Annotated in this window: 16 protein-coding genes; 13 read left to right on the top strand and 3 right to left on the bottom strand. The window is 36.6% G+C overall.

What is annotated here, in order from left to right:
* Positions 1 to 20: 20 nt before the first annotated feature.
* Positions 21 to 1,424 (bottom strand): branched-chain amino acid transporter BcaP, encoded by a 1,404-nt coding sequence (bcaP, locus tag MKO96_RS22585; RefSeq protein ID WP_240588752.1) that lies wholly within the window; start codon positions 1,422 to 1,424, stop codon positions 21 to 23.
* Between the two features lie 180 nt (positions 1,425 to 1,604).
* Between bcaP and MKO96_RS22580 the strand changes: the two genes are divergently transcribed.
* The 9 genes from MKO96_RS22580 to MKO96_RS22540 all read left to right on the top strand — a co-directional run bounded on the left by MKO96_RS22580 (position 1,605) and on the right by MKO96_RS22540 (position 9,390).
* Positions 1,605 to 2,828: a cation:proton antiporter gene (locus tag MKO96_RS22580; protein WP_053215530.1), complete on the top strand. Its 1,224-nt coding sequence runs from the start codon at positions 1,605 to 1,607 to the stop codon at positions 2,826 to 2,828.
* A 125-nt stretch (positions 2,829 to 2,953) separates the two neighbouring features.
* The gene (locus MKO96_RS22575; RefSeq protein ID WP_240588751.1) at positions 2,954 to 3,268 is read left to right on the top strand and encodes an outer surface protein; all 315 of its coding nucleotides are present in this window, start codon (positions 2,954 to 2,956) and stop codon (positions 3,266 to 3,268) included.
* 29 nt (positions 3,269 to 3,297) lie between these two features.
* Positions 3,298 to 4,161 carry a MurR/RpiR family transcriptional regulator gene (locus MKO96_RS22570; RefSeq protein WP_087979551.1) on the top strand — a complete coding sequence of 288 codons (864 nt, stop codon included), beginning with the start codon at positions 3,298 to 3,300 and terminating at the stop codon, positions 4,159 to 4,161.
* A 149-nt stretch (positions 4,162 to 4,310) separates the two neighbouring features.
* Positions 4,311 to 5,195, top strand: a complete 885-nt coding sequence (gene murQ / locus MKO96_RS22565) for an N-acetylmuramic acid 6-phosphate etherase (RefSeq protein ID WP_240588750.1) — start codon at positions 4,311 to 4,313, stop codon at positions 5,193 to 5,195.
* Positions 5,196 to 5,219: 24 nt separating this feature from the next.
* Positions 5,220 to 6,584: a PTS transporter subunit EIIC gene (locus MKO96_RS22560; protein ID WP_240588749.1), complete on the top strand. Its 1,365-nt coding sequence runs from the start codon at positions 5,220 to 5,222 to the stop codon at positions 6,582 to 6,584.
* A gap of 48 nt (positions 6,585 to 6,632) precedes the next feature.
* Complete coding sequence (locus tag MKO96_RS22555) at positions 6,633 to 7,706, top strand: DUF871 domain-containing protein (RefSeq protein ID WP_087979553.1); 1,074 nt, start codon at positions 6,633 to 6,635, stop codon at positions 7,704 to 7,706.
* Between the two features lie 152 nt (positions 7,707 to 7,858).
* Complete coding sequence (locus MKO96_RS22550) at positions 7,859 to 8,263, top strand: DoxX family protein (protein ID WP_240588748.1); 405 nt, start codon at positions 7,859 to 7,861, stop codon at positions 8,261 to 8,263.
* A 155-nt stretch (positions 8,264 to 8,418) separates the two neighbouring features.
* The gene (locus MKO96_RS22545; protein ID WP_240588747.1) at positions 8,419 to 8,820 is read left to right on the top strand and encodes a nuclear transport factor 2 family protein; all 402 of its coding nucleotides are present in this window, start codon (positions 8,419 to 8,421) and stop codon (positions 8,818 to 8,820) included.
* Positions 8,821 to 8,907: 87 nt separating this feature from the next.
* On the top strand, positions 8,908 to 9,390 hold the full coding sequence (locus MKO96_RS22540) for a PRK06770 family protein (RefSeq protein ID WP_240588746.1): 483 nt from the start codon (positions 8,908 to 8,910) through the stop codon (positions 9,388 to 9,390).
* A 32-nt stretch (positions 9,391 to 9,422) separates the two neighbouring features.
* Here MKO96_RS22540 and MKO96_RS22535 read toward each other — a convergent pair whose 3' ends face one another.
* Entirely contained in the window at positions 9,423 to 10,334 is a 912-nt protein-coding gene (locus MKO96_RS22535; protein ID WP_240588745.1) for a DMT family transporter, read from the bottom strand.
* Positions 10,335 to 10,539: 205 nt separating this feature from the next.
* Between MKO96_RS22535 and MKO96_RS22530 the strand changes: the two genes are divergently transcribed.
* Complete coding sequence (locus tag MKO96_RS22530; RefSeq protein ID WP_048545677.1) at positions 10,540 to 11,034, top strand: Lrp/AsnC family transcriptional regulator; 495 nt, start codon at positions 10,540 to 10,542, stop codon at positions 11,032 to 11,034.
* A 128-nt stretch (positions 11,035 to 11,162) separates the two neighbouring features.
* Entirely contained in the window at positions 11,163 to 11,618 is a 456-nt protein-coding gene (locus tag MKO96_RS22525) for an N-acetyltransferase (RefSeq protein WP_063263505.1), read from the top strand.
* A gap of 67 nt (positions 11,619 to 11,685) precedes the next feature.
* Here MKO96_RS22525 and MKO96_RS22520 read toward each other — a convergent pair whose 3' ends face one another.
* Positions 11,686 to 12,456: an SDR family NAD(P)-dependent oxidoreductase gene (locus MKO96_RS22520; RefSeq protein ID WP_240588744.1), complete on the bottom strand. Its 771-nt coding sequence runs from the start codon at positions 12,454 to 12,456 to the stop codon at positions 11,686 to 11,688.
* 137 nt (positions 12,457 to 12,593) lie between these two features.
* Between MKO96_RS22520 and MKO96_RS22515 the strand changes: the two genes are divergently transcribed.
* Both MKO96_RS22515 and MKO96_RS22510 read left to right on the top strand, forming a co-directional pair.
* Complete coding sequence (locus tag MKO96_RS22515) at positions 12,594 to 12,953, top strand: MerR family transcriptional regulator (RefSeq protein WP_046957245.1); 360 nt, start codon at positions 12,594 to 12,596, stop codon at positions 12,951 to 12,953.
* 413 nt (positions 12,954 to 13,366) lie between these two features.
* Complete coding sequence (locus MKO96_RS22510; protein WP_064473857.1) at positions 13,367 to 13,711, top strand: DMT family transporter; 345 nt, start codon at positions 13,367 to 13,369, stop codon at positions 13,709 to 13,711.
* The last annotated feature ends 2 nt before the right edge of the window (positions 13,712 to 13,713 follow it).

Below are 13,713 nucleotides of genomic sequence, written 5' to 3'. Positions count from 1 at the left end.
TTTATTGGCGAGCTATTTTGTTATGCTTTTTTCTGTTCATCGTTTGCTTTTTCAGTAGCTAAATGACTATGTTTTCTAGAGTAGAAGAAATAGAAGCATAAACCGACTATAAGCCAAGCTATAAAGCTAATCCATGTCGTTTTAGACAAATTAATCATTAAATATAAACAGCAAAGAATCGCGACAACTGGTAATACAGGTACGAAAGGTGCACGGAATCCGCGTTTTAAGTCAGGGTGTGTTTTTCGTAAAATAAGTACCGCGCAGCAAACGAATGTAAAGGCTGTTAACGTACCGATGTTCACTAAATTAGCTAGTAAATGTAAGTCTAAAAGTCCTGCTAATAAAGCGGCAACAACACCAGTGATCCATGTGTTTAATAAAGGGACTTTTACTCTTTTATTTACACGTGCTAGCGCTTTTGGAAGTAGTCCGTCGCGGCTCATCGCATAAGAAACGCGAACTTGTCCGTACATAACGACTAGGAGGACGGTTGTCATTCCAGTCATCGCTCCAACAGCGAGTAGTCCTGCAATTGTATCTTCGCCAACGAAATGTAAGGCAAACGCAACTGGATCAGAAACATCTAATTGTGTATATGGAACCATACCTGTTAAAACGAAAGATACGATCATGTATAAAACAGTACAAATAAGAAGAGAACCAATAATGCCAATTGGTAAATCGCGCTGTGGTTTTTTCGTTTCTTCTGCAGCAGTTGCGATTGCATCAAAGCCTAAGAAGGCGAAGAATACAGTGGCAGCTCCAGTAATGATACCGTCGTATCCGAACGGAATGAACGGTGTCCAATTTTCAGGTTTTACATATTTTGCGCCTGCTACGATAAAGGCGATAATAACAGCTAACTTGATAAGAACCATAATATTATTAATGCGTGCGCTTTCGCGTATACCGAAACTTAAAAGTCCCGTAATGAGTAGTAAAATACAAACAGCCGGTAAATCAATAATGCCGCCTTTTCCTACGCCAGGGGCCGAGGCGATTATGGCGGGCAGATGGATGTTAAATCCTTGTAGTAAAGATTGTAAATAACCAGACCAACCGACAGCTACTGCTGCGACTGCAAGTAAATATTCGAGCATTAAACACCAGCCAACGATAAAAGCGACGACTTCTCCGACTGTCATGTATGCGTAAGTATACACACTTCCTGAGACAGGAATAGAAGAAGCAAATTCGGCATAACAAAAGGCTACACAAGCACAAGTAAATGCAGCAATAAGGAATGATAGCATAATACCAGGACCAGAATGTTTCGCTGCGACAATACCTGTTAATACAAAGATCCCTGTCCCAATTACGGCGCCAATTCCTAAAAATGTTAAATCAAGTGCAGTTAATGTTCTATCTAACTGCCGTGGTGATTCAGTACTAAGCGGTTTTTTTCGTAATAATGACTTCACTTTGGACTCTCCCCCCGTTTTTTCATTTCCATAACTGCGAATATAGTATGAGCCCACTAGAAAAGAGTATGTAAGTAAATGGAGGTACAGTTATGGTAGGTAGTTTTTTAAAATTGCTGGATTAATCTTATTATAATTCAGAATATTTTGTCAAATAAAAATGTGACAAATAAAATGCGAATGAATAGGGGAAACTACTGGCAGGAATGGACGAGGATTAACAGAGTGACAAAACCACTCATAAAAGTTTCACTTTATAAAGTAGGAGAAGATGTTATGTTATTTTATTTTGAACTTGTCGTCATTTTACTTTGTACGAAATTAGCTGGTGATATTAGCGTGAGACTTGGCCAGCCTTCTGTACTTGGTAAATTAATCGTTGGTATTATTATCGGTCCGGCTGTGCTTGGTATTATTAATAGTTCTGAATTAATCGATGAACTGAGTGAAATTGGTGTTTTACTACTTATGTTTATGGCAGGGCTTGAAACAGATTTAGAAGAGTTAAATCGAAATTTGAAATCTGCATTCGCAGTAGCGATGGGAGGAATTATTTTCCCATTCCTTGGTGGATATTTAGCAGGACTTGCATTTGGAATGTTACAGTCGCATGCGATCTTTTTAGGGTTATTACTTTGTGCCACTTCCGTTAGTATTTCTGTTCAAACACTAAGGGATTTAGGGAAAATGAATACGAGAGAAAGTACGACGATTTTAGGTGCAGCTGTATTTGATGATGTAATTGTTGTTATTTTATTAGCATTTGTGATGAGTTTTTTAGGTACACAAGATGTAAATGTAACGCTTGTCATTGCAAAGAAAATTATCTTTTTTGTCAGTATCGTTTTCATCTCTTGGAAAGTTGTTCCATGGATTATGAAAATGCTCGTACCACTTCGCGTAACAGAAGCGTTAATTAGTGCAGCTCTTATTATTTGTTTCTCATTTTCGTATTACAGTGAAATGATGGGGATCGCAGGTATTATTGGGGCATTTGCAGCCGGAATTGCCATTTCGCAAACAGAGTATAAGCACGAAGTAGAGCATAAAATTGAACCGATTGCATATGCGATATTTGTGCCAGTGTTCTTCGTAAGTATTGGAATGGAAATTACATTTCAAGGTATCGGAAGCCAGCTTTGGTTCATTATCATCATGACGCTTATTGCGATTTTTACAAAGTTAATCGGATCAGGTTTAGGAGCAAGACTGACAGGGTTCAACCTTCAATCTTCTATTAGTATTGGTGCGGGGATGGTTTCGCGCGGAGAAGTGGCGCTTATCATCGCAGCGAATGGACTTGCGGCGAATTTATTAGCGAAAGAAAATTTCACAGCGATTGTTATTGTTGTTATATTAACGACGATTATTACGCCGCCGCTTTTGAAAAAATATTTTGTATAGAGAGGAAGAGCTTATCTGATGTAGGTAAGCTCTTTTTTATTGGAAAAAAGCAATAATCATATAGCGTGAATAGGTTGTAATTATGGTAAAATCTACGTATATGATAAGTCGAGGAGAGAAAATGTGTGAGGATTACGAAGGGGAAGGTTATCGGTGTAATCATACTTATTGCACTATGTATACCATTTACTGCATGGAAAGAATCAAAAGTGAAAGATTTTCCAGTTTCTATTTTTTCTTCTTATGTAGAAGACGAAAATCCGAAAGACTATAAGTACACTGCTTTTGTACCTGACTTTGCAATTTGGATACATGGATGGGAAAAACAGCAATCTGAAGGTGAAATAACGTCATATAAAAAAGGGGATCGAACTGTAATTGTTCACCATCCTCCTGGCGATGATGGTTTTTATCTTTTTGAAGCAAGAGAAAATAAGTGAAAGCAACCGTAAGAAGTGGAGGTTAAATAGTGAAAGCTTCAACATTACTATTTAAAATTGAAAGTAATATGGATCAATTTTCACCAGCTGAAAAGAAGGTTGCCATGTACATAATGGGGAATGCAGAAATTGTTCCGAACTTAACGACGAAAGAAGTGTCAACGAATGCAGGCGCAAGTGAGGCGAGTGTTGTTCGCTTTTGTAAGTCGATTGGGATTGGAAGCTTTAAAGCATTTAAAATCGCGCTCGTTCGTGAATTGACGATTGCTGATTATAATATTAATGATTTTTCAGTTATGAATACGGAAGATGGACCGTATGACTTGTTTAATAAAGTTACGTATGTGAATAAAGCTGCAATTGAGGCGAGCGTTACTGCGATAGATAAAAAGGAACTTGAGAAAGCTGCAGATCGTATTGTAAATGCAGATAAAATTATATTTTACGGAGTAGGCGGGTCAGCTACTCCGGCGATGGACGGGGCTTATAAATTTACAAGACTCGGATTTACAGCGATGATGCTATCTGATTTTCATATGATGTTGCCGCTTGTGACGAATTTAAAAGAAGGCGATATATTTGTTGCAATTTCAACATCTGGTCGTACGAAAGATGTACTTGAAATGGCGCAGTATGCGAAGAGACAGGGGGCAACTGTTATCGGAATTACGAAGCTTGATCAATCATCACCGTTATATAAAGAGGCGGATATTCGTCTTTGTATGCCAGATGTAGAGCAAGATCATCGTATTGCGAGTATTGCTTCGAGAATGACACAGCTGAACATGATTGATGCTTTATATGTGATTACTTTTAATCGTATTGGTAATAAAGTGTTGGATCAATTTATGGAGACAAGAGAAGAAGCTCTGCGATTACGGAAGTTAAAATGAAAAGATGGGGAACCCATCTTTTTTTTCGTACAGACATAAATTCGTCATGAAAAGAAATAAAATTTCATAAAATAATAAAGTAATATTGATTTTAAATTTCTTGAAGTTATAATGAAAGTATGAAATTAAATTTCAAAGTGGGTGGTAATATGTTAGAAAATTTATCGACAGAACATCGTAATGAGAAGACGATGAATTTAGATGAGATGAGCATAAAAGAAGTTCTGAAAAGTATGAATGAAGAAGATCGAACTGTTGCGTTAGCAGTTGAAAATGAAATAGAAGAAATTGAAAAGGTTGTACAGATTGTCATTAAATCCTTTGAAGATGAGGGCCGATTAATTTACATTGGGGCTGGTACGAGTGGCCGTTTAGGTATTTTGGATGCGGTGGAATGTCCGCCGACATTTGGAACAGATGATAAAATGGTGCAAGGATTTATAGCAGGTGGATTGAAAGCGTTTACTAAGGCGGTGGAAGGTGCCGAAGACCGCGAAGAGTTAGCAGAAGAAGATTTAAAGAGTATTGGATTAAACGAGAAAGATACAGTAATTGGAATTGCGGCAAGTGGTCGAACTCCTTATGTAATTGGCGGTTTGAAGTACGCGGCTAGCGTGGGAGCGAGCACGGCGAGTGTTTCTTGTAATAAAAATGCTGAAATAAGTAAATATGCAAAACTAAATGTGGAAGTAGAAACAGGCGCAGAAATTTTAACAGGATCAACGCGTTTGAAGGCTGGTACAGCGCAAAAATTAGTGCTTAATATGATTTCAACAGCTTCTATGATTGGTGTTGGGAAAGTATATAAAAATTTAATGGTAGATGTTCAATCTACAAATGAAAAGTTAGTAGAACGATCAAAACGAATTATTGTGGAAGCAACAGGCGTTAGTTATGAAGTAGCAGCAGAGTGTTATGAAAAAGCAGAACGTAATGTGAAAGCTGCAATTGTTATGGTGTTATTGCAGTGTGAGTATGGGGAAGCACTGGAGAAATTAAAAAAAGCGAAAGGGTTTGTGAAGAAGGCACTATAAAATAATAGGGAGGGGGATTCTATTATGAAGAAAGAAGAGAGAATGGCCAAAGAGATTTCAGAGCAACTTGGGGGAGTAAAAAATATTCGTGGCATTGCTCATTGTATGACGAGACTACGATTAACGCTTCATGATGAAAGTAAAGTGAATATGGATCTTTTGAAAAAGGTTGAAGGGGTTATGGGTGTTATTGAAGATGAGACGCTTCAAGTTGTTGTTGGCCCAGGGACAGTAAATAAAGTAGCAGCTGCAATGGAAGGTTTAACAGGACTGCGAATTGGTGAGGTGGCAGATCATCACCTTGAAGATCTTGGGCAAGAGATAAAGTCAGAGATTAAGAAGAAAAATAATACACCAGTGAAAAACTTTTTAAGAAAAATAGGAAGTATTTTCATTCCGTTAATTCCAGGTCTTGTTGCGTCTGGGATTATAAACGGGGTCGCTAACTTTGCGAAAAACGCAGGTGCTGATCCGAATGCAACGTGGCTGCAAATGTTACTACTCATTGGCGGTGGTATCTTTACATTCTTAGGGATTTTAGTCGGCTGGAATACAGCGAAAGAGTTTGGTGGGACACCAGTTCTTGGGGCAATTGCTGGTATTTTAATTTTTAACCCGGCGATGGCGAATGTAAAATTATTCGGTGAAGCGCTCGTACCCGGACGGGGCGGATTGTTTGCAGTTATTTTTGCAGCATGGCTTATGGTTGTAGTAGAAAGACAAGTTCGAAAAGCAGTGCCAAATGCAGTTGATATTATCGTGACACCGCTCATTACCGTGTTAGTAGTAAGTATCGTAACGATGTTAGCCATTCAGCCGGTAGCAGGTTTCTTATCTGAAGGAATTACAAGCGGAATTAATGGTATTTTAAGTATTGGCGGCGCATTTGCTGGAGCAGTGCTTGCTGGAACATTTTTACCTCTCGTTATGGTCGGATTACATCACGGTTTAACACCAATTCATATGGAGTTTATTAATCAAACGCACGTAACGCCTTTATTACCAGTACTAGCAATGGCTGGGGCTGGGCAAGTAGGAGCAGCGATTGCGATTTTTGTAAAAACAAAAAACAAACGACTTCGTAACGTAATTAAAGGTGCATTACCAGTTGGGTTTTTAGGAATTGGCGAACCGTTATTATACGGGGTTACATTACCACTTGGGAAACCGTTTCTTACAGCTTGTTTAGGTGCAGCAGTTGGCGGTGCATTCCAAGCAGTTATGAAAACAGCCGCACTCGGAATCGGTGTATCAGGATTATCATTAATTCCGTTAATTGCTGATAATAAATATTTATTATATTTCCTTGGATTAGTAGTGGCATATACGTTCGGATTCATCTTTACGTACTTCTTCGGATTCAAAGAAGAAATGGCAGAAAACATATAGAGAAAGGGATTCCTTTCTCTTTTTCTATTCATAGAAAGGGAGATTCATATGATCGGAGTTTCAATTTATCTTGCAAAAGAACGAGTAAAGAAGCAAGAAGAGTGGCTAAAAGTAGCGAAGGAAAACGGGTTTTCATCTATTTTTACATCACTTCATATACCAGAGGATGATCCTGGTACGTATAAAGAGTTAATTGAAATACTTGGGAAACAAGCTCTCAAATATGAAATGGAATTAATGGTCGATGTTTCTCCAAAATCGTTACACCATTTAGGAATGACGTACGAAAATGTCGAAGAGTTAGTAGACTGGGGCATTACTGGTTTACGAATGGACTACGGCATCACACCGAAAGAAATCGCACGCGTATCTCATAAAATGAAAGTAGCTTTAAATGCGAGTACGATTACAGATTCATTTTGGACAGAGTTAATCATAGAAAATATAAAGGTAGAGAATGTAGAAGCGTGGCATAATTTTTATCCGCGTCCAGAAACAGGATTAGCAAAATCATTCTTACAAAAACAAAATGAATACTTACATGAGTGCGGCATAAAAACGATGGCATTTATTCCGGGAGATGGTGAAAAACGTGGTCCGCTATATGAAGGCTTACCAACGTTAGAAAAGCACCGCAATATGCGCCCACTTGAAGCGTACTTAGAACTTGTACAAGATTGTGGTGTCGATAAGGTGCTAATCGGGGATATAAGCGGAAGTGTAGAGAGTGTACAAGAGATAGCGAGTGCGAGCAGAGGAATTATTCCGCTGCAGTATGAGCCATTGATAAAGAAAAGTGAAGTATTAAAAATGGTAGAACAAGTGCATACAAATAGACTAGATCCAGCTCGTGATGTCATTCGTTCTGTAGAATCGCGAGAGGAGCATAAAGTGATTTTACAGCCGATGGATGCCATTGCAAGAAAGAAAGGCAGCATTACAATTGATAATGAATTGTACGGTAGATATGCAGGAGAGATGCAAGTTGTTGTACATGAGTTGCCTAAGGATGAGAAAGTGAATGTTGTTGGAATGGTTGTAGAAGAGGACTTGTCTTTATTGCCGTATGTTGGTGCTGGAAAAATGTTTCAACTTTTTTTGTGCGATAGAGTAAAAGCTTGAATTAGCGCTATTTTGTAGGAAAACATTATCCGTAAAAGGGATAATGTTTTTTGTTTCCTTAAAAAAAGTATTTGACGAATGAAATGAAATACCGTATTGTTTTGACTTGTAAATAAAAGTTCACCATAACAAAACAAAAAGGAGAGTTCAAAATGAATCAACATATTGGGAATTTAATTATTCGTGTCGTGTTAGGAGTAACGTTCTTTGCACACGGTTTAGCGAAGTTTCAATCAGGTATCGATAACGTAGCAGGATGGTTTACAAGCATCGGCTTACCAGGTGGTCTTGCATACGGCGTAGCAACAGTTGAATTAGTTGGTGGTATATTATTAATTATCGGTTTAGGCGTAAGATATGTAGGATTGTTATTTGCTCTTATTTTAGCTGGAGCTATCGTAAAGGTAAATGGAGCAGCAGGTTTATTAGGGGATGGAAAGAATCCAGGGTATGAATTAGATCTTGCATTATTAGCAATGGGTGCGTATTTATTTGTTGTAAAAGCAGAAGGATATGTAGATCGTTTCGTAAAAGAGAAAGTAATGAAAGCGAAGTAAACTTATGTATAAATTGTTGACTTGAATCATAATTGTAACTATAATGATTACAACTGATGGATTAAGAATAAAACAATTTAAATATTTTTTTACACAAGTTGTAACTATATTGGTTACAACTTGTGTAAAAAATAAATAAAACGGGAGGAATTAATATGTCTAAATCAAATTTAGAAATTATTCGAAGTACCTATGAAGGATCAGCTTCTTCGAATGCAAAACATTTAGTAGAAGCCCTCGCTGAAAAAGTAGAATGGAAAGAGGCAGAAGGATTCCCGTACGGGGGAACTTATATAGGTGTAGAAGCAATAATGGAAAATGTATTTAGCCGATTAGGATCAGAATGGGATGATTATAAGGCGAGTGTAAATATGTACCATGAAGTAAACGGAAAAGATGTAATTATTGCTGAAGGTGTTTATTCAGGAGTTTATAAAGAGACGGGAAAATCATTTGAAGCAGAGTTTGTTCATGTATGGCAGCTTAAAAATGGAAAAATCGTAAAATTTAAGCAATATGTGGATAGTTATATTGTACGAGAAGCGCTGAAGGTTTAAAATGAAATAAGGAAACAAATGGAATCGACTGTGCGCAGGCGATTCCATTTGTTTATGTGATTATTAGGGGAATGGGGAGTACATAATATGAAGAAATGGATAATAGGGGCAATTACAATGATTGTAATTGCGATAGGAGCTGTATTCGGTGTTACTAAACTTCTTAATTATATAGAGGAAGAGGAGAAGAGTCTTAAAACACAAAAAGTGATGAGCCAAAAGGACAAGAAAGTTACGGAAGAGAAGCCACAATTTAGTGAGGATGAAATTATTTCTACCATGCATAGGATGGTACATCAAAAAGTGAAATCCTCTGAAAAATGGGGATTTATTGAAATGACAAATAGGGAAATTGTTAGTGCCAAGAAGGCAGTAGAAAGTAGTACAAATTTTAAATATAAATCAAAGTTACTTGCCACTTTAGAGCGCTGGGAGAAAGGGGATTTTTCACAAACGGTTGATGAGCATAACTTTTTGTGGGAAATTCAAGGTGGTGATACTGGAAAGGCAACAGAACGTTTATCGCCAGAAGAAGAAAAGCAGTATGTGAAAGAAATGAAAGGTAAATAAAAACATCGCCACTTTGATGGCGATGTTTTTGATTAAGAATGTTTTCGCATTAAAGCTCTAGTTGGCTGAACAGTAACCGTTTTGAAATGAGAAAATAAATAACATCCCGTCACAACGATCATTGTCCCGAAAATTTGTATCCACGTTAGTTCTTCTCCGAGGAAAAGGAATGCTAAAATAGCTGTAAAAATCGGATTGAAGTTTAGAAAAATACCGGATGTAGTCGCTCCTAATTTTTGCACGCCAATATTCCAAAACACCATACAAAGAACTGTGGAAATAAGCCCAGTATATAAAAGTGATGTTAGGAAAGAAGTATTTATGTTTGTAACAGTGAAGCTCCCTATGTTAAATGGCAGTAATAGAATAACGCCGAAAATACCAGAGTATAATGTTGCCATAAGTGGCGTAGTTGTTTTTGTTGCCCATTTACTACAAACAGAATACATTCCCCAAATACAAACAGCCGCAATCATCCATAAATCGCCGCTATTAAAATGTAGTGAAAATAAAAGTGCAAAGTTACCTTTTAATAGGACAAGAATAACCCCAAAGAATGAAAGAATCATGGATAGAATTTGAAGTGTATTTACTTTCTCTTTTAGAAATAATACTGAAAATAGTGCAATTGAAATCGCATTTAATGTAGAAATAAGCCCTACATTTGTTGCGGATGTTTTTTCTAGTGCTAGAAATTGAAAAATGTTAAAAAGAGCGACCCCTGAAATCCCCATTAGTAGTAACGGAAGTATTGCAGCACGAGGTGGAATGATTTTCTTTTCTTTAAACCAAACCATCGGTAATAAACAAACGATCGCAATCATCCATCTTAAATTTGTAAGTGTCATCGGAGACGCGTGATTAACGAGCGATTTTCCAACGACGAAATTTCCTCCCCATAATAAGCTCGTTAGTAGTAGTAAAAAGACATAAAAATAAGGCATATTAAAATCCCCTTTGTTGTAATTAATATGAATTGTAAATAATTTTAGCATTTTTCTTTATTATGTAATATATTCTTTTGTATAATGGTTAAAAGTCAATAAAATATTTCGTTTTAGATGCACTTCACAATACATGATTCAGTATTGAATAAGTTAAGGTGTGTTTTTTCGAATAATCATCGGTAAGAAAAAAGGGGGAATTGTAATGGAGTCGTCAGTTATTAAAGTGTTAGATGATTTAGACGTACAAATTTTAGATATATTGCAGAAGGAGTCTCAAGTAAGTAATGCAGAGCTTGCGCGACGCGTTAATTTATCACCAGCTGCGATGCATGCGAGAATAAAAAGATTAGATGGAGAAGGGTTCATTGATAAGCAAGTAGCCATTTTAAATCAAGAAAAGCTTGGTTTTGATTTGTTATGCTTCATTTTTATGAGTACGAATATTCATCAATCGGATAAACTTGACGTGTTGGAAAAAGAATTAGAATCGATGCCTGAAGTGTTAGAGTGTCACTGTTTAACAGGAGAGTATGATTATTTATTAAAGGTTGCAAATCGTGATCGTAAAGAGCTGGAGCAGTTTATTAGAAAGCTGAACAAGCTTGGTATTACACGTATACAGACGAGTTTAGCACTTCGTGAAATTAAATATTCGACGGTATTACCGATCCGAAATGAGGAACCGAGCATCGATTAGATTGCTCGGTTTTTTGTTTGTATAAAGTGATTGACGAAGAGAAAAGAGAGATGTATTATTATATAAAATTATGTATTAAAATGCATTCTAAGTTATAAATATTAATATCGGGGGCAAGGGGATAGAATATGAAAATCTTTAATGCGGTTACGAGTGATGTGAAAGAAATTTATAGTCTCATTGAAGCTTATGCAAAAGAGGGAGTAGTTTTACCACGTTCGCTTTTGTCTCTCTATCAATATTTACAATGTTTATATGTTATGAAAGAAGGGGAAGAAATCGTTGGAGTTGCTGGTTTACATGTGTTAGGGGAGGACCTTGCAGAAGTCCGATCATTAGTCGTTTCGCATACATATGCAGGGAAAGGAATCGGACGTATGTTGGTGAATCATGTAATAAATGAGGCAGCAAAAATTAAAGTGAGTAGAGTCATTTCTTTAACATATGAAACGGAATTTTTTCAAAAGTGCGGGTTTGATTTTGTGAATAGAGAGGCGTTACCAGAGAAAGTATGGATTGATTGTAGACATTGTCCAAAGGTTGATTATTGTGATGAGGTGGCGATGATTCGGTATGTTGGTTGAAATTTTCAGAGAGAAAAAAGTCCCACTATTATTTAATTAATAGTGGGTATCTATATTTTAGGGGAAATTAAGAACTTGAATTCGTTTTTCTTACAGCAAAATTAAAAATGGGATTTTTAAGCTCATAGTTATAAGTAGAACCATCGACAAGCCCTACAACTTTATCGCTATCGTAAAGATCAAGCATAAATTGTGCCATTTGTTCTGCAGTGTGGAATTTCGGTACAACATTATTGTATTGGAATTCATCAATATCAAATGAACGTTTTGCAAATTCTGTTTCAGTTGCGCCAGGTGCTAAAACTTTTGCTTGCAGTTTTGCACCTTGTTGTTTCAATTCGTGAGATAAACCTTCTGTAAATGCACTTACATAGAATTTCGTAGCGCAATACGTAACCGCATCAGCAACAATTGTGTATCCACCGCCTGATGAAACGTTAATAAGTTGTGTGCCATCAACCATGGAATAATCTCGAACGAAAAGAGAAGAGAGTATTGTTAGTGCTTCTATATTTACATGCAACATCGTCTCTATTTTATTTAAATTTTGTTCAGCAATTGAGGCGAAATTACCAAACCCTGCGTTGTTAATCCATGTTTCAATTTGAAAGGCTTGTAGACTTTCATACAGCTTATAAACATTTTCCGTGATAGATAAATCCGTTCTTCGAATAACAACATCCAATTCTGGATTCATTTCGTTAATTTTTAATTTTAATCCGTCTAATTCTTCTTGTCTTCGAGCTACAAGTATTAAGTTCTTTCCGCGAGATGCAAAGGCTAAAGCTGATTCATAGCCGATCCCTGAACTAGCACCAGTAATAACAGTGTATTTCATATAAAATCCCCCTAAGTTCAAATAAATGTATTATGGTTAGATTTTATTTGTTAGAGTATACTCTAAGTCAAATGTTTTTGATAAATTTGATAAAGCTATAAAATATATGAGGGTAAGCACGTGGAGGGAGTTAAAGTATGTACACAATTAGCGAGGTGGCTAAATTAATAGGAGTGAGTACACATACACTACGTTATTATGAAAAGGAAAATATATTAATTGCAAATCGCGATACAAATGGGAATCGACTTTATGAAGAGTCGCATATAAAGTGGCTGCAGTTTGTAATGAAATTAAAACAAACGCAAATGCCAATAGCGAAAATAAGAGAATACGCTAGGTTATATTTAGAAGGGGAGCATACAACCGAAGCTCGTTTGCAGCTCCTAGAAGATCATAGGAAATCTATTCAGATTCAAAGAGAAAACTTAGTCATTACAGAAAAGATGCTGGAGAATAAAATTATTGCATATAAGGCCTCTTTGGAAAGTAAATAGAAAACATAATCCGACCCTTAATTATTTATGATAAAAATGGATTTGATCTCATAGTGTGCCGGTAAATAAAAAAGAGCAGCTAGCAAAAGCTAACTGCTCTATTAAAGGGATCTCTCCAAGGGGGAGTGGAGAAAATATTATGTTACTAGCAGTATTGACAGGTTATTAGGAAATATACAAATCGGATGAAAGAAATTTCAAATAATCTTTCGGCATTGACAGTTCTTAAAATATTCATGTACAATATTTATGAATGACATTCAGTCATTTTTATGGAGCAGGATCTAGTTTGCTTGGAAATGGAACAAATATAATGGTAAATGAGGATGATAGTTGTTATATATAGTAGTGATGTAAGGGAATATTTTTTTAAAACAAAAATGACTGATAGTCAGTCATAAGAGGTGAGAGGTATGAAAAATAGAGCTTGGTTATATGTCATATTAACATGTATCTTCGAAATTTTTTGGGTGTTTGGTTTTAATACCGCCGATACTTGGTGGCATTGGATTATTATTTTAGGCGTTATCGCTGTTGATTTTTACTTCCTTTCTAAAGCGTGTGAACATCTTGCGACAGGAACGGTATATGCCATTTTTGCCGGAGCTGGTACGGTAGGAACTTTCTTAATGGATGTATTCCTTTTCGGCGGAAGTTTCAGTGTAGGAAAGTTATTCTTTATCGTGATGGTTGTAGCCGGCGTTATCGGTTTAAAGTTAGCTGATAATAAAGAAGAAACTGTGGAAGGAGCTGCTTAAAG

Origin of the sequence: Bacillus sp. ES1-5 (genome assembly GCF_022487605.1) — a bacterium.
In the GTDB taxonomy this organism is placed as follows: Bacteria; Bacillota; Bacilli; order Bacillales; family Bacillaceae_G; genus Bacillus_A; species Bacillus_A wiedmannii.
This window is presented reverse-complemented; position numbering and strand designations above follow the sequence as displayed.

Bases quoted from the DNA above. Each gene is read 5' to 3' on its own strand.
- MKO96_RS22510 (WP_064473857.1), top strand. From the start codon at position 13,367: ATGAAAAATAGAGCTTGGTTATATGTCATATTAACATGTATCTTCGAA.
- MKO96_RS22520 (WP_240588744.1), bottom strand. From the start codon at position 12,456: ATGAAATACACTGTTATTACTGGTGCTAGTTCAGGGATCGGCTATGAA.
- MKO96_RS22545 (WP_240588747.1), top strand. From the start codon at position 8,419: ATGTCTAAATCAAATTTAGAAATTATTCGAAGTACCTATGAAGGATCA.
- MKO96_RS22550 (WP_240588748.1), top strand. From the start codon at position 7,859: ATGAATCAACATATTGGGAATTTAATTATTCGTGTCGTGTTAGGAGTA.
- MKO96_RS22525 (WP_063263505.1), top strand. From the start codon at position 11,163: ATGAAAATCTTTAATGCGGTTACGAGTGATGTGAAAGAAATTTATAGT.
- MKO96_RS22535 (WP_240588745.1), bottom strand. From the start codon at position 10,334: ATGCCTTATTTTTATGTCTTTTTACTACTACTAACGAGCTTATTATGG.
- MKO96_RS22515 (WP_046957245.1), top strand. From the start codon at position 12,594: ATGTACACAATTAGCGAGGTGGCTAAATTAATAGGAGTGAGTACACAT.
- murQ (WP_240588750.1), top strand. From the start codon at position 4,311: ATGTTAGAAAATTTATCGACAGAACATCGTAATGAGAAGACGATGAAT.
- MKO96_RS22555 (WP_087979553.1), top strand. From the start codon at position 6,633: ATGATCGGAGTTTCAATTTATCTTGCAAAAGAACGAGTAAAGAAGCAA.
- MKO96_RS22560 (WP_240588749.1), top strand. From the start codon at position 5,220: ATGAAGAAAGAAGAGAGAATGGCCAAAGAGATTTCAGAGCAACTTGGG.
- MKO96_RS22540 (WP_240588746.1), top strand. From the start codon at position 8,908: ATGAAGAAATGGATAATAGGGGCAATTACAATGATTGTAATTGCGATA.
- MKO96_RS22580 (WP_053215530.1), top strand. From the start codon at position 1,605: ATGAATAGGGGAAACTACTGGCAGGAATGGACGAGGATTAACAGAGTG.
- MKO96_RS22530 (WP_048545677.1), top strand. From the start codon at position 10,540: ATGGAGTCGTCAGTTATTAAAGTGTTAGATGATTTAGACGTACAAATT.